Source organism: Streptomyces sp. NPDC045431, from assembly GCF_040646655.1.
Lineage (GTDB): Bacteria > Actinomycetota > Actinomycetes > Streptomycetales > Streptomycetaceae > Streptomyces.
The window spans coordinates 467,168-485,396 of record NZ_JBEZAQ010000001.1 but is presented as its reverse complement, the minus strand read 5'-3'; the positions used below and the strand labels follow the sequence as shown (position 1 = coordinate 485,396).

17 protein-coding genes and 1 pseudogene are annotated in these 18,229 nt (G+C 73.2%); 13 read left to right on the top strand and 5 right to left on the bottom strand.

Annotation, left to right across the window (positions count from 1 at the left end; translation table 11 throughout):
- Positions 1-50: 50 nt before the first annotated feature.
- On the top strand, positions 51-677 hold the full coding sequence (locus AB0A69_RS02185) for a TetR family transcriptional regulator (protein WP_361414365.1): 627 nt from the start codon (positions 51-53) through the stop codon (positions 675-677).
- On the opposite strand, the gene AB0A69_RS02180 is transcribed toward AB0A69_RS02185, so the two are convergent.
- On the bottom strand, positions 664-1,185 hold the full coding sequence (locus tag AB0A69_RS02180) for a GNAT family N-acetyltransferase (protein ID WP_361414363.1): 522 nt from the start codon (positions 1,183-1,185) through the stop codon (positions 664-666). The two genes, AB0A69_RS02185 and AB0A69_RS02180, sit on opposite strands and share 14 nt — an antisense overlap.
- Positions 1,186-1,229: 44 nt before the next feature.
- Here AB0A69_RS02180 and AB0A69_RS02175 point away from each other — a divergent pair.
- Positions 1,230-2,102, top strand: a pseudogene (locus AB0A69_RS02175) (TIGR01777 family oxidoreductase); the annotation flags it as partial.
- Between the two features lie 480 nt (positions 2,103-2,582).
- Entirely contained in the window at positions 2,583-3,962 is a 1,380-nt protein-coding gene (locus AB0A69_RS02170) for an NAD(P)/FAD-dependent oxidoreductase (RefSeq protein ID WP_361414361.1), read from the top strand.
- A gap of 18 nt (positions 3,963-3,980) precedes the next feature.
- Here AB0A69_RS02170 and AB0A69_RS02165 read toward each other — a convergent pair whose 3' ends face one another.
- On the bottom strand, positions 3,981-5,435 hold the full coding sequence (locus tag AB0A69_RS02165) for a regulator (RefSeq protein ID WP_361414359.1): 1,455 nt from the start codon (positions 5,433-5,435) through the stop codon (positions 3,981-3,983).
- Between the two features lie 265 nt (positions 5,436-5,700).
- On the opposite strand from AB0A69_RS02165, the gene lipB reads away from it, so the two are divergent.
- The 4 genes from lipB (at position 5,701) to AB0A69_RS02145 (ending at position 8,934) form a co-directional block, all read left to right on the top strand.
- Complete coding sequence (gene lipB, locus AB0A69_RS02160) at positions 5,701-6,501, top strand: lipoyl(octanoyl) transferase LipB (protein WP_361414357.1); 801 nt, start codon at positions 5,701-5,703, stop codon at positions 6,499-6,501.
- 204 nt (positions 6,502-6,705) lie between these two features.
- Entirely contained in the window at positions 6,706-7,659 is a 954-nt protein-coding gene (lipA, locus tag AB0A69_RS02155) for a lipoyl synthase (RefSeq protein ID WP_361414355.1), read from the top strand.
- 308 nt (positions 7,660-7,967) lie between these two features.
- The gene (locus AB0A69_RS02150) at positions 7,968-8,219 is read left to right on the top strand and encodes a hypothetical protein (RefSeq protein ID WP_361414353.1); all 252 of its coding nucleotides are present in this window, start codon (positions 7,968-7,970) and stop codon (positions 8,217-8,219) included.
- Between the two features lie 10 nt (positions 8,220-8,229).
- Positions 8,230-8,934: a DUF4191 domain-containing protein gene (locus AB0A69_RS02145; protein WP_361414351.1), complete on the top strand. Its 705-nt coding sequence runs from the start codon at positions 8,230-8,232 to the stop codon at positions 8,932-8,934.
- A gap of 92 nt (positions 8,935-9,026) precedes the next feature.
- Here the strand turns inward: AB0A69_RS02145 and AB0A69_RS02140 are convergent, their stop codons facing one another.
- Entirely contained in the window at positions 9,027-9,497 is a 471-nt protein-coding gene (locus tag AB0A69_RS02140; protein WP_361414350.1) for an RDD family protein, read from the bottom strand.
- 209 nt (positions 9,498-9,706) lie between these two features.
- On the opposite strand from AB0A69_RS02140, the gene glnA reads away from it, so the two are divergent.
- Entirely contained in the window at positions 9,707-11,116 is a 1,410-nt protein-coding gene (glnA, locus tag AB0A69_RS02135; protein ID WP_361414348.1) for a type I glutamate--ammonia ligase, read from the top strand.
- 164 nt (positions 11,117-11,280) lie between these two features.
- Here the strand turns inward: glnA and AB0A69_RS02130 are convergent, their stop codons facing one another.
- Both AB0A69_RS02130 and AB0A69_RS02125 read right to left on the bottom strand, forming a co-directional pair.
- Positions 11,281-12,459 (bottom strand): winged helix DNA-binding domain-containing protein, encoded by a 1,179-nt coding sequence (locus AB0A69_RS02130; RefSeq protein WP_361414346.1) that lies wholly within the window; start codon positions 12,457-12,459, stop codon positions 11,281-11,283.
- A 65-nt stretch (positions 12,460-12,524) separates the two neighbouring features.
- On the bottom strand, positions 12,525-12,800 hold the full coding sequence (locus tag AB0A69_RS02125) for a hypothetical protein (protein ID WP_361414344.1): 276 nt from the start codon (positions 12,798-12,800) through the stop codon (positions 12,525-12,527).
- A 156-nt stretch (positions 12,801-12,956) separates the two neighbouring features.
- On the opposite strand from AB0A69_RS02125, the gene AB0A69_RS02120 reads away from it, so the two are divergent.
- The 5 genes from AB0A69_RS02120 to glnII all read left to right on the top strand — a co-directional run bounded on the left by AB0A69_RS02120 (position 12,957) and on the right by glnII (position 18,068).
- Positions 12,957-13,319, top strand: a complete 363-nt coding sequence (locus tag AB0A69_RS02120) for an arsenate reductase family protein (protein ID WP_361414342.1) — start codon at positions 12,957-12,959, stop codon at positions 13,317-13,319.
- Between the two features lie 102 nt (positions 13,320-13,421).
- The gene (locus tag AB0A69_RS02115) at positions 13,422-14,156 is read left to right on the top strand and encodes a hypothetical protein (RefSeq protein ID WP_361414340.1); all 735 of its coding nucleotides are present in this window, start codon (positions 13,422-13,424) and stop codon (positions 14,154-14,156) included.
- A gap of 177 nt (positions 14,157-14,333) precedes the next feature.
- Positions 14,334-15,743, top strand: a complete 1,410-nt coding sequence (locus AB0A69_RS02110; RefSeq protein WP_361414338.1) for a hypothetical protein — start codon at positions 14,334-14,336, stop codon at positions 15,741-15,743.
- Entirely contained in the window at positions 15,740-16,903 is a 1,164-nt protein-coding gene (locus tag AB0A69_RS02105) for a hypothetical protein (RefSeq protein ID WP_361414336.1), read from the top strand. Before AB0A69_RS02110 ends, AB0A69_RS02105 begins: the two co-directional genes overlap by 4 nt.
- Positions 16,904-17,033: 130 nt before the next feature.
- Positions 17,034-18,068, top strand: a complete 1,035-nt coding sequence (gene glnII / locus AB0A69_RS02100) for a glutamine synthetase (RefSeq protein ID WP_361414334.1) — start codon at positions 17,034-17,036, stop codon at positions 18,066-18,068.
- Positions 18,069-18,229 lie beyond the last annotated feature (161 nt).

Genomic DNA, 18,229 nt, shown 5'->3' with positions numbered 1-18,229 from the left:
AGCCGTCATGGCTCCGACGGTGGGGGCGGCCCGACGTACGCTGAACCCCGATGAGCACCAAGCCCGCCTCGCTGACCGAGCGCCGCAAGGCCGCGACCCAGATGGACATCGCCCGCGCGGCGGCGGAGCTCTTCGCCGAGCGCGGCCCGGACGGCACCACGGCCGAGGAGATCGCCCACCGGGCGGGGGTCGCGCTGCGCACCTTCTACCGGTACTTCCGCAACAAGCAGGACGCCGTCGCCCCGCTCCTCGCCGGTGGCGCCGACCGCTGGCGCGCGCGCCTCGCGGCGGCCGAGCCCGGCGCCGTACCCCTGCGGGAGGCGCTGGAGCGGTCGATCACCGAAGCCCTGTCCGTACCGGACGGGTCGGCGGCCGAGGGGCTGCGCTGGACCCGCGGACTCCTGCGGGCGGCCGCCGGGGACCCGGCGCTGCGGGCGGTCTGGTACCGCGCGAACCAGGAGTCGGAGCAGCGGCTGCGGCCGGTGCTGGCCGTGCTGGCGGGCGAGGGCGCGGACCCGCTGGAGGTGCGGCTGGCGGCGGCCGCGGCGACGGACGCCATCCGGGTGGCGCTGGAGGCGTGGGCGGAGACGGACGCGCCCCCGCAGGAGGCGGCCGCGCTCGCGGCGCGCTGCCTGCGCGAGCTGACCGGCGGGATGCGGCTGTTCAGTCCCCGCTGAGCAGGGCACGCCCCATGAGGACGTCGTCGACGTACCGCCCGTCCAGGTGGAACTCGCCCGGCAGGACCCCTTCGACGGCGAAGCCCTCCGCCTCGTACAGCCGGCGCGCGGGCGTGTTGTGGCCGAGGACGCGCAGTGTCATGCGGGTGGCGCCCTGGCGGCGCGCCTCGTCGCACGCCGCGCGCAGCAGCGCCCGGCCGACCCCGGCGCCGCGCGCCCAGGCGGCGACGGCGAGGCCCTGGATCTGCCGCACGTGCGCGTTGCAGGCGAGGCGGGTGGGCGGCACGATCCGTATGTATCCCGCCAGGCGGCCGTCGTCCGCCTCGGCGACCAGATAGTCGTCGGGGCGGTGGTGGGAGTCGAAGAAGGGGTCGTACGGCGGGTACGGCCTCGGCACCACGGCGTGCAGCGGCGACCAGACGGCCCGGTCCAGCTCGCCGAGCGGCCCGGCGTCGGCCGGACGGGCGGTACGGATGCGCAGGGGCGTACGCGCGTACGAGTCGGTCATGGCGGTCACTGTGCCATGCGGCCCCCTCGGGGCAGGATGTGCCCATGCGTATCGCCATCACCGGCTCCACGGGCCTCATCGGCTCCGCCCTCCTCCGCTCCCTGCGCGCGGACGGCCACGACGTCGTCCGCCTCGTCCGGCGCCCGGCGCGCGCCGGCGACGAGGTGGAGTGGGACCCCCGGCGCCAGTACGTCGACGCCGCGGGCCTCGTCGGCTGCGACGCCGTCGTCCACCTGGCGGGCGCGGGCGTCGGCGAGCGCCGCTGGACGGAGGCGTACAAGCGCGAGATCCGCGACAGCCGGGTCCTCGGTACGGCGGCGATCGCGGAGGCCGTCGCCTCCCTGGACGCCCCGCCCCGGGTCCTGCTGTGCGGTACGGCCCTCGGCTACTACGGGGACACCGGCACGCGCGCGGTGGACGAGTCGGCGCCCGCGGGCGACGGTTTCCTGCCGTCCGTCTGCGTCGAGTGGGAGGAGGCCGCGTCGGCGGCCGAGGAGGCGGGCATCCGCGTCGCCTACGCCCGTACCGGCCTGGTCGTCGCCCGCGAGGGCGGCGCGTGGGGGCGCCTGTTCCCGCTGTTCCGCGCGGGGCTCGGCGGACGGCTGGGCTCGGGCCGGCAGTACTGGAGCTTCATCTCCCTGCACGACGAGGTGGCGGCCCTGCGGCACATCCTGGACACCGCGTCCCTCTCCGGCCCGGTGAACCTGACGGCCCCGGACCCCGTCACCAACCACGAGGTCGCCTCCGCGATGTCCCGCGTCCTGCGCCGCCCGGCCGTCCTCCACGTCCCCGCCCCGGCGCTGCGGATCGCCCTCGGCGACTTCGCGGCGGACGTCCTGGGCAGCCAGCGGGTGCTGCCGCGCCGCCTCCTGGAGTCGGGCTTCCGCTTCGCCTTCCCGACGATCGACGGCGCGATCGCGCGCGTGACCGGCGAAACCGGCACGACCGGCGTGTACCCGGTGCCCGCGAGGCGGCGCGGGGCCCTCCCCTCCTCGCCCGTGACCCACGGGCAAGCCCTGCCGCGCCTCCGCCCTTCCCCCGAGCACCAAAGGCGAGTGAGCCGAAGTGGGGGTCCCCCCGCCGAAGGTAGGGGGAGCGGCGGTGTCGAAAGGGAGAACGCGCGGAGGGTCGTGAGGAACGAGCGAACCGAGCGGGGGTACCTCCCACGCCCGCAGGGCGTAGGGGGAGATCGACCGTCGACACCGCCTTAGGCGCCCCGGAGGGGAACCGAGCCCTCAAAAAAGCCGCGTGCGACCCCCGTGCACCGGTGAACCCCCGTGCGCGCGACTGACCGGTAGGTGCCGGGACTCCTACGCTCGGGCCGACTCGGGCATTCCGTCGCCCCGTTGAGGGCATGAGCCCCCCACGCACCGAACCGCCACCCCGGGGAGGGACACGTGCTCAAGCAGGAGCAGCACGCGGACGTCGTGATCGTAGGAGCCGGGCTCGCGGGTCTGGCCGCGGCTCATCAGCTGGTCAGGGCAGGACTGACGGTCAGTGTCCTGGAGGCCGCCCCTCGGGTCGGCGGACGGATGGGTACCGAGGACGTCGACGGGTTCCGGCTCGACCGGATCGGGCCGCTGCTCAGTACGGCCTGTCCGGAGCTGCGCCGGGTGCCGGGCCTCGACGGCGCGGCGCTGCGGGCGTTCCGGCCGGGGGTCGTGGTGCACAGTGACGGCAGGCTGCACCGGATGGCGTCGGCCCGTACGGGCGAGGCCCGCGCCGTGGAGCTCCGCACCGCCGAGCTCGGCGACGCGGGGAGCGCGAGGGGCGGGGCGCTCACGCGGGCGCGGGCCCTTGCGCACGCGCCCCGCACGCTGGACCAGGCCCGGCTGGGCGCGGCGCTGGGGCGGCTGGCGACGACGCCGACCGCGCGGCTGCTGGCCCGGCGGGAGCTGTCGGCGGCGCTGGCCCCGGGTGCGGGCGCGGCGGGGCGCGGGCTGCCACCGCGTACCGTCAACCGGTTCCTGCGGCCGCTGCTGTCGGCGCTGCTCGGCGACCCGGACCTCACCACGACCTCCAGCCGCGCCGCCGACCTCGCTTTGCGCGGCTTCGCGCGCGGGCGGCTGTGCGTGCCGGCGGGCGGGGCCGCGACGCTGCCGGAGCGCCTGGCGGCGGCGCTGCCGACGGGCACGGTGAAGACGGGCGTCCACGTCAAGGACGCGTCGATCAACCGGGTCGTCACCGCCGAGCACGGCGAGCTGGCGTGCCGTTCGCTGCTGGTGGCCACCGGCGCCCGCGCCGCCGCCGAACTGCTGCCGGGGCTGCGCGTGCCGGACTTCCACCCGGTGACGGTGGTGCACCACACGGCGCCCGCGCCACCGGTGACCGAGCCGGCGGCGCTGCTGCTCGACGCGGACCGCACGGGTCCGGTGGCGTACACCGCCGTCATGAGCGAGGTCGATCCGTCGCGGGCGCCGCAGGGCCGGGTGCTGGTCTCCTCGACGGTGCTCGGCGCGCCGCCGGACGGCCTGGAGGAGCGGGTGCTCCGGCAGCTGGCGGGGCTGTACGGGGTGGGCACGGCGGACTGGGAGCTGCTGGCGGTGCACCACGATCCGGAGGCCGTCGTGGCCATGCCGCCTCCGCACGATCCGCGCCGGCCCGTACGGCTGCTGGCGGGGCTGTACGTCTGCGGCGACCACCGGGACTCGGGCACCGTGCAGGGGGCCCTGTCGTCGGGCCGCCGCGCCGCCCAGGCGGTGCTGCGGGACCTGGGGGTCCCCGGTGGCCGGCCGGGGGACGACCGGGTGGCGGAGGAGAGCCGCGCGGCCGCGTGACCCCGTCGGGGCCCGGGCTCAGAGGCCCATGGCGCCGACCCGGTCGCGGTAGGTGCGTACGGCCACGGCGTCCTTGTACGGCTCCAGGCGGCGTTCGAAGTCGCGTACGTACTCGACGGCGCGGGCGGAGCGGATCTCCGACGCCTGCTGGGCGGCCTCCGCCCCCAGTGCGCACGCGTGGTCGAGTTCGCCGAGGCCGAGCCGGGACGTGGCGAGGACGACGCGGCAGAAGAGGCGGCTGCGGGCGAAGGCGGGGGCGCGCAGCTGGAGGGCGCGCTCCGCGTGCTGGACGGCGGCGCGGTACTGCTGGAGGTCCCGGTGGCAGTGCGCGGCGTCGTCGGCGAGCTCCGCCTCGTCGAAGAACCGCGCCCAGTACGGGACGTCGTCGCCGGGCCGGGCCCCTTCCAGCGCCCGCTCGGCGCGCACGAGCGCGGCGGTGCAGGCCCGGACCTCGCCGAGGACGGCGTGACCCCGGGCCTCGACGGCGTGCAGCAGCGCCTGGACGACGGGCGGCGCGGCGGAGCCGACGCCCTGTTGGGCCACGCGCGCGAGCTGCACGGCCTCGCGCCCGTGGCCGAGGTAGACGGCCTGGCGGCTCATGGTGATCAGGACGTACGAGCCGTACGCGCGGTCGCCGGCGGCCTGGGAGAGCCGCAGCGCCTGCACGAAGTACCGCTGGGCGAGCCCGTGGGCGGCGATGTCGTACGAGGTCCAGCCGGCGAGCCGGGTGAGGTCGGCGGCCGCGGCGAACAGTCTTCGCCCGACGGTCTCGCCGTAGACGCCGCGCAGCATGGGTTCGGCCTCGTGCTCCAGGTAGCGGACGAGGGCCTGGCGGGCGTGGCCGCCGCCGTACGCGTGGTCGAGGCTGCGGAAGAGCTCGCCGACGGAGCGCAGGGCGGCGACGTCGCCGCCGGTGACGCGCTGGCCGGGGGTCCGGTCGGTGGTGCGCTGGCGGGGCACGGAGGCGCGCCCCTGGGCAGGTACGCGGGGCTCGGGGGCCTGGGCCTGCGGGGGCTCGCCGCGGGCGACGCGCTCGTCGGCGCGGCCGATGAGCCAGTCACGGCTGGGGACGACGAGCCCGGCCGGGGTGAAGGCGATCTTGCGGAGCTCGGCGTGGCTGCCGGAGTCCTTGCGCCACAGGCCGCTGACGATGTCGACGGCCTCCTCGGGCGTGGCCGCGAACTCCAGCCCGGCGTACACGGGCGCGCAGGCGTCGAGCCCGAGGTCCTGGGCGGACAGCCGTCGCCCCAGACGCCGGGTGAACACCTCGGCGATCAGGGCGGGGGTGGTGCCCCGCGGCTGCTGGCCGCGCAGCCAGCGGGTGACCGAGGTCTTGTCGTACCGCAGGTCGAGGCCGTGCTCGAGCCCGAGCTGGTCGACCCGTCGGGCCAGACCCGCGTTGGAGAAGCCGGCCTCGGCGATGAGGGCGGCGAGCTGCCGGTTGGGGGTGCGCTGCGGGGGGCGATCCGTCATCAGGTGTGCGGTCTCCTGCCTTGCCTTACGGGCGGGGTGCCGACTCCCCCTTGAAACACGAAACGGCGGAACGGCGCGAATTTAACTGCCCAGGACGTCCGTACCGCCACCTTCGCCCCACATTCATCCGATCGTGTGAGGATTGGGCCCGGCACTGACGCCTGACCGTCCGGAAGGCGGGCCGAGCGACCTGCCCGCCCGCGACGACGGGCGCCGCCGTACAGTGGCGAGGGCGCGATCCGCACACGAGAGGGAGGCGTACGCCGTGAGTGAGCTGCGATTCGTCCATCTGGGATTCGGCGAGGAAGCCGTCGAGTACCAGAAGGCGTGGAACAAGCAGCGTGAGATCCACGCCGCTCGCTTCGCGGACGAGATCCCGGACACCTGCCTGCTGCTGGAGCACCCGCCCGTCTACACCGCCGGGCGGCGCACGGCCGAGAACGAGCGCCCCCTGGACGGGACGCCGGTCGTCGACGTGGACCGCGGCGGCAAGATCACCTGGCACGGCCCCGGTCAGCTCGTCGGTTACCCGATCATGAAGCTCCCGCGCCCGGTGGACGTGGTGGCGCACGTACGCCGCCTGGAGGAGGCGCTGATCCGCACGGCGGCCGAGTTCGGCGTGGAGACCACCCGGGTCGAGGGCCGCAGCGGCGTGTGGGTGCTGGGCGACCCGGTGGAGCAGCGCCCCGCGCTCGGCGGGCTCTCGCTGGACTTCGACCCCCGGCTGCAGGACGACGAGTTCGACCCGCGCCTGAACGGCCCGGAGTACGCCCCGTCCAACGCCGGCCAGCGCCGCGAGGACCGCAAGCTGGCGGCGATCGGCATCCGGGTCGCCAAGGGCGTGACGATGCACGGCTTCGCCTTGAACGTGAACCCGGACAACACCTGGTTCGACCGGATCGTGCCGTGCGGCATCCGTGACGCGGGGGTCACGTCGCTGGCGCAGGAGCTGGGCCGGGACGTGACGCTCGCGGACGTCCTACCGGTGGTGGAGAAGCACCTGCGGGACGTGCTGGAGAACGCGGAGCCGAAGCCGCGCGCGGTGGAGAAGACGGCCGCCGCCTAGGGAGTGTCCGCAAAGTAGCGTCGTCCGCCCGCGAGGGCCGCCAGGCAGACGGGACTTTGCGGACACGACCTAGGGGTCGACCGGGCGGGAATGCCGTGCACTGGCCAAAGGGTTGGCCCGACGTAACGACAGCCGCAACGAGGCCACACTTTTATCGGGCGTACCCTGGTGTTCGCCGAGGAATCGAAGCCGTAGGAGCCAGCCGTGTCCGCAGTCGCACCCGACGGACGCAAGATGCTGCGCCTGGAGGTCCGGAACAGCCAGACCCCCATCGAGCGCAAGCCCGAGTGGATCAAGACCCGGGCGAAGATGGGCCCCGAGTACAACCAGCTCCAGAAGCTCGTCAAGAGCGAGGGACTGCACACGGTCTGCCAGGAGGCGGGCTGTCCGAACATCTTCGAGTGCTGGGAGGACCGCGAGGCGACCTTCCTCATCGGCGGTGACCAGTGCACCCGGCGCTGTGACTTCTGCCAGATCGACACGGGCAAGCCGCAGGCGCTGGACCGTGACGAGCCGCGCCGCGTGGGCGAGTCGGTCGTCGCGATGGACCTGAACTACGCCACCATCACCGGCGTCGCGCGCGACGACCTGGAGGACGGCGGCGCCTGGCTGTACGCGGAGACCGTGCGCCAGATCCACGCGCAGACGGCGGACCGCGCGGCCGGCCGCACCAAGGTCGAGCTGCTGATCCCCGACTTCAACGCCGAGCCCGACCAGCTGGCCGAGGTCTTCTCCGCCCGCCCCGAGGTGCTGGCGCACAACGTCGAGACCGTGCCGCGGATCTTCAAGCGCATCCGCCCCGGCTTCCGTTACGAGCGCTCGCTGCAGGTGATCACCGAGGCCCGCGCGGCCGGCCTGGTCACCAAGTCCAACCTGATCCTCGGCATGGGCGAGACCCGCGAGGAGGTCAGCGAGGCGCTGCAGGACCTGTACGACGCGGGCTGCGAGCTCATCACCATCACCCAGTACCTGCGCCCCTCGGTACGCCACCACCCGGTGGAGCGGTGGGTGAAGCCGCAGGAGTTCGTGGAGCTGAAGGAGGAGGCCGACGAGATCGGCTACTCCGGCGTGATGTCGGGCCCGCTGGTCCGCTCCTCGTACCGCGCCGGGCGCCTGTTCCAGCAGGCGATGGAGCGCCGGAGCGAAGCCGCCGCCTGAGCGCGCCCGCGCGCCGGCGGCGTGTGAATCCGCGCACAAGCGACGACCGGTCGACGACCGGCGGATGACCGGCCGGCGACGGCCGATTCGACGCGGCCCGTACGTCCCCGCAGGTCGGGGCGGGTACGGGCCGCGTCGGCGTTCTCCGGGACGGGCGCGGCGGGGCCCTGGCGCGGCGTGAACGTTTCATCGCCGTTTGACCGGCCCGCCATGCCTTGGTAACACCAGTCTGTGATGCTGTTCGTACGCACCGCACACAGCAGTCACCCATGCTCCCGCCGAACCCGCTCCGAGGGGGGACCCACACCATGGCCCACGAGGTACGCGAGGTACGAGCCCACGCGTTCCCGTCCATCTCGTCCATCCCGCCGATCCCGGCCGTCCCGACCGTCACCGGCGCCCTGCGGACCCTGGAGGCGCTGCTGCTCGGCGCGGGCCAGCGCACGGCCCGCCGCAACGCCTGGACGTCGGTCCTGGAGGACCGCCGCCGGGCCCGCGACCGGGTCGAGGCCGAGCACGTACTGGAGGCGGTGTCGGGCCGCACTTCCTCCGCCACGTAAACTTCACAGCATGGCGAGGAAGGCAAACTCAGACGGCGCTGACGCCGCTGCGAACCCCGGGCGACTGAAGCAGATCGCCCTGACGTACAAGATGACCCGAAAGGCCGATCCGAAGGTCGGGCTTGTCGTCGCGGGCGTGGGGATCGTCGTCTTCGGCGTCCTCCTCGCGATCGGCTTCCTGATCGGCCATCCGATCTACCTCGGGATCCTCGGCTTCCTGCTGGCCTTCCTCGCGATGGCGATCGTCTTCGGGCGGCGCGCCGAGCGGGCGGCCTTCGGGCAGATGGAGGGCCAGCCGGGTGCGGCGGCCGCCGTCCTGCAGAACGTGGGCCGCGGCTGGTCGCACACCCCGGCGGTGGCGATGAACCGCAACCAGGACGTGGTCCACCGGGCGGTCGGCAAGGCGGGCATCGTCCTGGTCGGCGAGGGCAACCCGAACCGGCTGCGGCCGCTGCTCGCGGCCGAGAAGAAGCGGATGGCCCGCGTCGTCGACGTCCCCGTGCACGACGTCATCGTCGGCACCGGTGAGGGCCAGGTGCCGCTGAAGAAGCTGCGCGTGACCCTGCTGAAGCTGCCGCGGGTGCTCACGGGTCCGCAGGTGACGCAGGCCAACGACCGGCTGCGCGCGCTCGGGGACCTGATGAGCAACATGCCGCTGCCGAAGGGCCCGATGCCCAAGGGCATGCGGATGCCGCGCGGCGGTCGGATGCGCTAGCCGCGACCTACGAACGCGACCTACGAAAAAGGGGCGCCCCACCGCCGATGGTGGGGCGCCCCTCTTTCGTAGGCGTATGCGTGGGCGTACGGTCAGCCGCTCCGGACCTGCACGGCGCGGGAGAGCCGGTCGTGCAGTCCGCGCCCGTCGCGGTCCCAGATCAGCGCGGGGATCGCGAGGCAGAGCAGCATGCTGCGCAGCCACACGCGGAGGAACGGGAGCCGCTCGCCGTCGACGGAGATGACCCGCAGACCGAGGAGACGCTTGCCCGGGGTGCTGCCGATGGTGCCGACGGTGAGCACGCTGAGGACGAAGAGCACCACGATGGCCCAGTTGCCGGCCCTGGTCTGGTCACCGGGCGCGATCAGCCCGTATGCGATCACGAGGCACAGGGTCCAGTCGATGAAGAGGGCCCCGAAGCGCCGCCCGAGCGGGGCGATGGAGCCCGGTCCCTCCTGCGGCAGGCCGAGGCGTTCACCCCGGTAGCCGAAGTCCGCGCCCATCTCCTCGGCGGCCGCGCGCGGTCCGGAGAGCCACGATCCGATTGCTTGCCTGTTGTCCACGCGACCACGGTACTGTGCCCGCTTTCGATCACTTCGACCCGGGTCCTTGACGTGTTACCCGCCCGTCCGCTGGTTAACTTTCCCGAAACAAATGGGTCATGCCCGAGAAATCCCGGGTACCTAGGGTCGGAACCAGCGTGTGCCACCGCACTGGCCCCACGACCGAGCTGCAACCCCGCCCCTCCCTGGGTGGGAGTAGGAGGAGTTGGATGTTCCAGAACGCCGACGAAGCCCAGAAGTTCATCAAGGACAACGACATCAAGATGGTCGACGTCCGGTTCTGTGACCTTCCGGGTGTGATGCAGCACTTCACGATCCCGGCGACGGCGTTCGACCCGGCCGAGGAGCTCGCGTTCGACGGCTCGTCGATCCGCGGCTTCCAGGCCATCCACGAGTCGGACATGGCGCTGCGCGCCGACCTGTCCACGGCGCGGGTGGACCCCTTCCGCCGCGACAAGACGCTGAACATCAACTTCTTCATCCACGACCCGATCACGGGCGAGCAGTACAGCCGCGACCCGCGCAACATCGCCAAGAAGGCGGAGGCGTACCTCGCCTCCACCGGCATCGCGGACACGGCGTACTTCGGCCCGGAGGCGGAGTTCTACGTCTTCGACTCGGTCCGCTTCGAGACCTCGGCGAACCAGGGCTTCTACCACATCGACTCGGAGGCCGGCGCCTGGAACACCGGTGCCCTCGAGGACAACCGCGGCTACAAGGTCCGCTACAAGGGCGGCTACTTCCCGGCCCCGCCGGTCGACCACTTCGCCGACCTGCGCGCCGAGATCTCCCTGGAGCTGGAGAAGTCCGGCCTCCAGGTCGAGCGCCAGCACCACGAGGTGGGCACCGCCGGCCAGGCCGAGATCAACTACAAGTTCAACACGCTGCTGGCCGCCGCCGACGACCTGATGCTCTTCAAGTACATCGTGAAGAACGTCGCCTGGCGCAACGGCAAGACCGCGACCTTCATGCCGAAGCCGATCTTCGGTGACAACGGCTCCGGCATGCACGTCCACCAGTCGCTGTGGCAGGGCGGCGAGCCGCTCTTCTACGACGAGCAGGGCTACGCGGGCCTCTCGGACACCGCCCGCTACTACATCGGCGGCATCCTGAAGCACGCCCCGTCGCTGCTGGCCTTCACCAACCCGACGGTGAACTCCTACCACCGCCTGGTCCCGGGCTTCGAGGCCCCGGTGAACCTCGTCTACTCGCAGCGCAACCGCTCCGCCGCGATGCGCATCCCGATCACGGGCTCCAACCCGAAGGCCAAGCGCGTCGAGTTCCGCGCCCCGGACCCGTCGTCCAACCCGTACCTGGCCTTCTCGGCCCTGCTGCTGGCGGGCCTCGACGGCATCAAGAACAAGATCGAGCCGGCCGAGCCGATCGACAAGGACCTCTACGAGCTCGCCCCCGAGGAGCACGCGGGCGTCCCGCAGGTCCCGACGGACCTCGCGTCGGTGCTGAACGCGCTGGAGGAGGACAACGAGTACCTCCAGGCGGGTGGCGTCTTCACGTCCGACCTGATCGAGACGTGGATCGACTACAAGCGCACGAAGGAGATCGCCCCGATCCAGCTGCGCCCGCACCCGCACGAGTTCGAGCTGTACTTCGACCTCTAAGCCGACCCGCACGCCGCGGATCCCGTGCGAAGGCCGCCACCCCCGGAGCGGGGTGGCGGCCTTCGCCGTGAGCGGCCTCGTACAAGGTGGCATCGATCCCGGTTCTCGGGACCACTCGGCGACGCACGGAGGGGGGCGGGACGACGGCTGACGTGGGCTGCGGCTCACGCGGACAGCGCGCGCTCCAGTGGGGTGCGGAAGCGGGGGGTGATGCGTGTGCCGTTGAGCCAGGTGTGGAGGCGGGCCGCTTCCGTCTCGATGGCCGAGGTCGCCTCGCGGCCCGGGTCCGTGAGGAGGCGCCAGGTCGGTTCGCCGGTCGGGCGTTGGGTCCAGGCGCCGATGACGCGGCCGTTCCACCAGATGGCGGGGCCGATGTTGCCGCTGCGGTCGAAGAGCTCGGGGCGGTGGGCCGGGTCGAGGTACCAGTCGCGGTGCTGCCAGCCCATGGGGGTGGGGTCGAGCGCCGGGAGGAAGGCCGCCCAGGGGGCCGGGGGGTCGGTGGGGGACGTGTCGTCGGGCAGGACGTGGCCGGTCGTGTTGTCGTCGAGGTCGACCTCGACCGCTTCGACGGCCTTGAGGGCCTTGCGGACGTCCGTGACCTTCCAGCCCGTCCACCACTTGAGGTCCGCCTCCGTCGCCGGGCCGTACGCCTCCAGCCACCGGCGGACGAGCGCGGCCTGGGCCTCGGCGGGTGGCAGGTCCGGCAGCGCGGGGGCGATCGCCCAGCGGAACCGGCTGGAGGTCCAGGAGCCCAGCGGACGGGCGCGGACGACGCGGTTCTCGGTGCCGAGCAGCCGCAGCAGGCGCGTGGAGACGCTCTGCCTGGTCTCGTACGCGGTGCCGGGGGCGTACACGAACTGCTCGCGCAGGCGGGGTTCTTCGGCGGCGAGTTCCGCGGCGGTGGCCTCGCCGCGGCGGGCCAGGGCCGCGAGGGTGGACTCCTCGACGTCCGCCAGCCACGCCCCGTCGAGGGAGCTGCCCGCCGTCAGCTGCTTGAGGAGGTTGGCCCGCTCGCGGGCGGCGACCGCGTGCGTGGTGGACGACTGGACGACGGGCGCGAGGTCCGTGGGCACCACGAAGACGGTGTGGCGCATGCCGTGCATACGGACCAGGGTGCGGTCCTCGTACAGCGCCCGCTCCATGGCGGCCACCGGGCCGGCCGGGTCGGCGAGCCGGGCGCCCACCGCCAGGTACACGGTGGCCGGGTCGGTGCCGTGCAGGGCGGTGAGCGAGCGCGCCACCTCCTCGGCCGTGGCCGCGCGGGCGGCGGGCGCCAGGTGATGGCGTACGGCGAGACGCCGGCGGCGCTCCTCGGCGGTCATACGGGGGCGGGTGCTCGTCATGTAGGTGGTCCTCAGCCAGCGGGAGCGTGGGCCCGCCGCCCCGGGAGGGGCGGCGGGAGAGGGATTCAGCGGCCGGAGCGGATCAGGGTGCGCACCATGCGGCAGGTGGCGTCGGACGGGGCGTGCACGCCGAGGCGCGCCGCCGTGCTGCGTATCGTGTCGTCGTCGGCCTTGGACGGGTGGTAGACGCCCGAGTCCAGCAGGGCGATCGCCAGGCGCATGGCCTTGAGGCGGCGGTTGTGGGAGACGTACCACTCGCGGGGCCGGCCCGCCGGCAGTGGCTTCTTCTGCAGAGGCTTCCAGGGTTCGAGGGGCAGTGTCCGGACCGTGGCGACAGCCATCGGCGACCTCCTGGTACGCGGTGTGGGGGCCCTCCCCCGGGCCCTCACGAACTACCTGAATTTTACCGGCCACCACTGACAATCGGCCCTGTCCGACGGGGCTTCACAGGCGGCTCCGCCAGGGTTTCCGGTGGTGCGGCGGGTACGGTGACGGGCATGGAGATCTGGATCAATCCGGCCTGTTCCAAGTGCCGTGGCGCCCTGAAGCTGCTCGACGAGGAGGGCGCCGAGTACACCGTCCGCCGCTACCTGGAGGACGTGCCCTCCGCGGACGAGATCCGCGACGTACTGGACCGGCTCGGCCTGGAGCCGTGGGACATCACCCGCACCCAGGAGGCCGCCGCCAAGGAGCTCGGCCTGAAGGAGTGGCCGCGCGACGCCGGTGCGCGTGAGCGCTGGATCACGGCGCTGGTGGAGCACCCGAAGCTGATCCAGCGTCCGATCATCACGGCCGACGACGGCACGGCGGTGGTGGGCCGCACCGACGAGGCTGTGCGCGAGGCGATCAGCCGTTCCTGAGGGGCGGTTGAGCAAATTCCGCTTGCTACTCGTACGTAGGGGCACACACGGAACCGATCCGGCCGGCGTTCCCCCGTGCGGCCGGGGACAGGAGCCCCCCACGTGTCACGCGGAAAGACCCTCAGCGGGAAGAAGAAGCTCGCCCTCCTCATCGGCGCGGTCGTGATGTCCGGCGGTACGGCGGTGGTGATGACCGGGACCAGCCAGGCGTCCGTCGCCTGTGACGGGCTCGCGACCGCGCTGGGCAACAACGAGCAGTTCATCGCCGGTCAGCGCGCCAACCCTGACGCCCAGTCGGAGGCCCGGATCGCCAACCGGCTGGCGGTGATCGAGGAGATCAAGCGCAAGCAGGCCGCCTCCGGGTGCAAGGTGGGGCAGGGCAGCGCCGCTGCAGGCAAGGGCGGGGCCGGCGGTGGCGCCGCCGACAAGGGTGGTGCCGGTGGAGCCCAGGCCGGCGGCCAGGCCCCGGGTGCCGGAGCCGGTGGAGCCCAGGCCGGCGGCCAGGCCCCGGGTGCCGGAGCCGCTGCCGGAGCAGGTGCAGGAGCCGGTGCCGGGCAGGGCGGGCAGCAGGGCGGCGGTGGTGCCGTCGGCGAGGTCGTCTGCGCCGGGTCCACGGTGACCCTCTCCGGCGACGGCGGCGCCCCGGCCGCCTCCAGCAACCAGTTCCCCATCGGCACCAAGCTCAAGGTGACCAACCTCGACAACGGCAAGTCCACCACCGTCGAGGTCACCGCCCCCTCCGGCAGCTGCGCCCTGCTGAACGACGCCGCGTTCGAGCAGGTCCGCGAGCCCGGCAAGTTCCTGATCCGCAAGGCCCGGATCGAACGCGTGGGCTGACAAAAGCCCGAGCCGGGTCTCCGCCCGCGGTGTTACCTTGCGGAGGCCGGCCGCGGGACTCCGGTGCGACTTCCGGGACTTGCCTATGAAGCAATGATTCAGCTGTTCGCGCCCTCATTCCCCGGCCGGCACCGACGTTCGCAGCCGCCAGTACAGCAGTCCCGGGGGGAAGAGACGATGGCGGAGACCCTCTCCGACCTCATCGCGGCCGAGGACGTGCTGCTCTTCGTCAACGCCGCCGTGACGGCGACGGGCCAGCGCGAATTCCGGTCGGACGCACAGGAGCAGCGCCTGTCGCTGTCCTTCCTCCACGAATACGTACGGGTCAACTACCGGCCCCTGTACGCCGCCACCCTCGCCCTCGACATCAACGACCACAACGCCGCGCTCATCGTCGAGGCGCTGCTCCGCACGGCGGCCGAAGCGGGCGGCGCCGAGGCCAAGCGCACCGAGGGGCGGCTCATCGCGGCCCGGCTGGCCACGCTCCCGCCCCCGCGCGTGTACCGCCTCTTCCGCGCGCTGCGCGCCGCCAGGGTCAACAACCGCCGCACGCGTGCGCTCATACGCGACTGGCTGGCGGCCCGCCCCGACCCGGCGTACGACGCGGTGAAGTACCGCACCGGGATGAAGACGGCCGCCCGTCACGCCCACGCCCCGCTGCCGGGAGACGAGGTCGGGCGGTTCCTCTTCGCGTCCCGCGGCCACCTGGGGTACGACCACGCCCTCCTGGACGCGCACCACCGCGCCCAGTACGAGCAGGCGGCGGTCTACAAACTGCCCTTCACCGTCGCCGAGGGCTTCGCCGCCCGCCACGGCATCCCGCGCGAGGTCTTCCTGGAGCGCATCGCGCCCCGGATGACCCGCCTGGAGCGGCTGCGCACCCAGCGCACCGGCCCGGCCGCGGACCTCACCGCCATGCCGCTGACCCGGCTCGCGCTGTACGCGCTGTCGCTCGGCGTCGAGGAGCGGGTGGCGCGGCGCGCGGAGCTGACGGGCGCGCTGCGCGCCGCGGCGCGCCGGGCGGCGGGGCCGTACGCCGGGACATGGGGGCGGGTCGCGGCGGTCCTCGACGACAGCTACTCCGCGTCCGGCTCCGGCGAGAAGCGGCGCCGCCCGCTCGCCGTGGCACTGGGCTGCCACTTCCTGCTGGAGGCGCTGGCGACGGCGTACACGCCCCTGTGGACCTCGGGCGGCACGGACGCCCTCCTCGTACGCCCCTGGGGGCCGACACCGCTCGGTACGCGGATCCTCGACGCGCTGGAGGCGGAGCCGCAGCGGCTCGTGATCGTCTCGGACGGGTGGGACAACGCGCCGCCCGGCCTGGCCGGCGAGGTGCTGCGGGTCTGGCGCACCCGGCTCGACCCGGAGCGGCGTACCAGCGTGGTGCACCTGAACCCGGTGTACGACGCCGACGGCTTCGACGTGCGGCGCCTCGCGCCGAGCGTGCCGACGGCCGGGATCCGGGACGCGGAGGACCTGCCCGCCCTGGTGGAGGTGGCGCAGTTCGCGGAGGGGCGCACGGGGCTCGCGGAGCTGCGGGCGTACTTCGACCGGCGGGTGGAGCTGTTCCTGGAGGGTGTGTCGTGACCCGGATCGATCTGGCGGGCCTGACCGCCCGGCCCGCGCAGGTGTGGGGCGGCATCCGGCTCGTACCCCTGGTGCGGGCCGAGCCGCTGGAGGGGCTGCGCCTGCACCGGCGGGTCTACGGCGGGTACGGCGTGGTCGACATCGGCCCGCGCACCGCGTACGTGTCGTACATCCCGCACGGTCTCGTGGCGGACTGGTCCGGCGGCAAGGGGCAGCCGGCCGAGTCGGCGGCGTACGGGACCCGGCTCGGCGCGGACGACGGCGAGAGCGAGGCGCCCTGCCGCGTCCCCGTCCGGCTCCACCACCGCCTGGTCAAGGGGGAGCGGCGCACGGGGCGGGTCCGCTTCCTGCCGCTGCACCTCGCCCTGGAGGGGTACCTGGCGCTGCACTTCGGCGGCCCGTCCATCGTGTGGGACGAGTGGTCCCGGCAGGCGGTACGCCAGGGCCTGTCGCCGCGCGCGGAGGACGCGTACGCCGGGCGGCGGGTGCGCGGGCTCGGCGAGGCGCTGCGCGTCTTCGAGATCCACCCGGGCCAGTGCGGGGTGATGGTGTACGCGGCGGACGCGCTCGCCGCCGCCTTCGTCGTCCCGCACCCGGACGACTACCGCGCCCTGCACCCGTCGCTCATCGAGGACCTGTACGGCGAGACGGTGTACCAGTACGCCCTGTACGGCGCGCCGGTCCCGGAGTTCACCGCGCGCATCCCCGACACCGCCGCCCCGCGCACGCTCGCCGGTCTGCGGGCCGCGGCGCGGGCGCAGGAGCGGGCGTGGACGGAGGCGCACGACGGGCTCATGGCGCGGGACCTGCTGCAGACCCCGTACGCCTTCGAGCGGGTGCGGCGGATGGGCCCGTACGGGCTGTACCGGTTCCTGCCGCCCTTCCAGCGGGGCGGCGGGGCGGAGCAGCACATCGGCGAGCTGATCACCGACCACAAGGGGCGGACGGCCTATCTGAAGACGTTCCGGCTGTCGGAGAACCAGGTCCGGCGCGGTTATCTGCTGCGGCGGCTGGCGGACTGCGACTGGCACCTGGGGCGTACGGCGGAGGCGCTGGGCACCGGATACGCCGAGCTGGTGGCGCGTGTCCGGGCCGCCGGGTTCGGTCCGTTGCTCCACGCGCACACCGTCGCACAGGGTGTGAAGAACCGGGGGGCATAAGGGGCGTTCCGGAGCATTGCGGAAAAGCCGAGTAACACGGGGTTCACAATCGGGACACCGTCGGGAAATCCCGTGTTGCCAAGCTTCCCGGAGCGCGACACCCGCTGCACCCGAAGGATGAGGCACCCCCGTGACCATCAAGGCCGAGTACATCTGGATCGACGGCACCGAGCCGACCGCCAAGCTTCGCTCGAAGACGAAGATCCTCCCGGCAGGCGCGGCCACCGACGTCGCCGAGCTCCCCATCTGGGGCTTCGACGGATCCAGCACCAACCAGGCCAAGGGGCACTCCTCGGACCGCGTCCTGAAGCCGGTCTACGTCTGCCCGGACCCGATCCGCGGCGGGGAGAACATCCTGGTCCTGTGCGAGGTCCTCAACACGGACATGACCCCGCACGAGTCCAACACGCGTGCGGCGCTGGCCGAGGTCGCGGAGCGGTACGCCGCCCAGGAGCCGATCTTCGGCATCGAGCAGGAGTACACCTTCTTCGACGGCACCCGTCCGCTGGGCTTCCCGGCCGGCGGCTTCCCGGCCCCGCAGGGCGGCTACTACTGCGGTGTCGGCGCCGACGAGATCTTCGGCCGTGACGTCGTCGAGGCGCACCTGGACAACTGCCTGAAGGCGGGCCTGGGCATCTCCGGCATCAACGCCGAGGTCATGCCCGGCCAGTGGGAGTTCCAGGTCGGCCCGCTGGCGCCGCTGGTCGTCGCCGACCAGCTGTGGATCGCGCGCTGGCTGCTCTACCGCACCGCCGAGGACTTCGGCATCTCCGCCACCCTCGACCCGAAGCCGGTCAAGGGCGACTGGAACGGCGCGGGCGCGCACACCAACTTCTCGACGAAGGCGATGCGCGAGGGCTACGACGCCATCATCACCGCGTGCGAGGCGCTCGGTGAGGGCTCGAAGCCGCTGGACCACGTCAAGAACTACGGCGCGGGCATCGACGACCGCCTGACCGGTCTGCACGAGACGGCCCCCTGGGACCAGTACTCCTACGGCGTGTCCGACCGCGGCGCCTCGGTCCGCATCCCGTGGCAGGTCGAGCAGGACGGCAAGGGCTACATCGAGGACCGCCGTCCGAACGCCAACGTCGACCCGTACGTGGTGACCCGCCTGCTGGTGGACACCTGCTGCGAGGCCCTGGAGAAGGCCGGCCAGGTCTGATCCGCCGTCACCCGACGCACCTGGGAGGGCGTCCGCCGATTTTCGGCGGACGCCCTCCCGCGCGTACGGGGGTTTCTGCTTGAATAGCGGTATGGCCAGCCTCCGGAACACCGCCACGGGTCGCAGCGACGACCTCGAGCCGTTCTGGCCGTCCCGTCAGC

Excerpts from the sequence above, each read along its gene's own strand:
- AB0A69_RS02185 (WP_361414365.1), top strand. The coding sequence starts at position 51 with ATGAGCACCAAGCCCGCCTCGCTGACCGAGCGCCGCAAGGCCGCGACC.
- AB0A69_RS02180 (WP_361414363.1), bottom strand. The coding sequence starts at position 1,185 with ATGACCGACTCGTACGCGCGTACGCCCCTGCGCATCCGTACCGCCCGT.
- AB0A69_RS02165 (WP_361414359.1), bottom strand. The coding sequence starts at position 5,435 with ATGACGGATCGCCCCCCGCAGCGCACCCCCAACCGGCAGCTCGCCGCC.
- AB0A69_RS02150 (WP_361414353.1), top strand. The coding sequence starts at position 7,968 with ATGGCCCACGAGGTACGCGAGGTACGAGCCCACGCGTTCCCGTCCATC.
- AB0A69_RS02145 (WP_361414351.1), top strand. The coding sequence starts at position 8,230 with ATGGCGAGGAAGGCAAACTCAGACGGCGCTGACGCCGCTGCGAACCCC.
- glnA (WP_361414348.1), top strand. The coding sequence starts at position 9,707 with ATGTTCCAGAACGCCGACGAAGCCCAGAAGTTCATCAAGGACAACGAC.
- AB0A69_RS02130 (WP_361414346.1), bottom strand. The coding sequence starts at position 12,459 with ATGACGAGCACCCGCCCCCGTATGACCGCCGAGGAGCGCCGCCGGCGT.
- AB0A69_RS02125 (WP_361414344.1), bottom strand. The coding sequence starts at position 12,800 with ATGGCTGTCGCCACGGTCCGGACACTGCCCCTCGAACCCTGGAAGCCT.
- AB0A69_RS02120 (WP_361414342.1), top strand. The coding sequence starts at position 12,957 with ATGGAGATCTGGATCAATCCGGCCTGTTCCAAGTGCCGTGGCGCCCTG.
- AB0A69_RS02110 (WP_361414338.1), top strand. The coding sequence starts at position 14,334 with ATGGCGGAGACCCTCTCCGACCTCATCGCGGCCGAGGACGTGCTGCTC.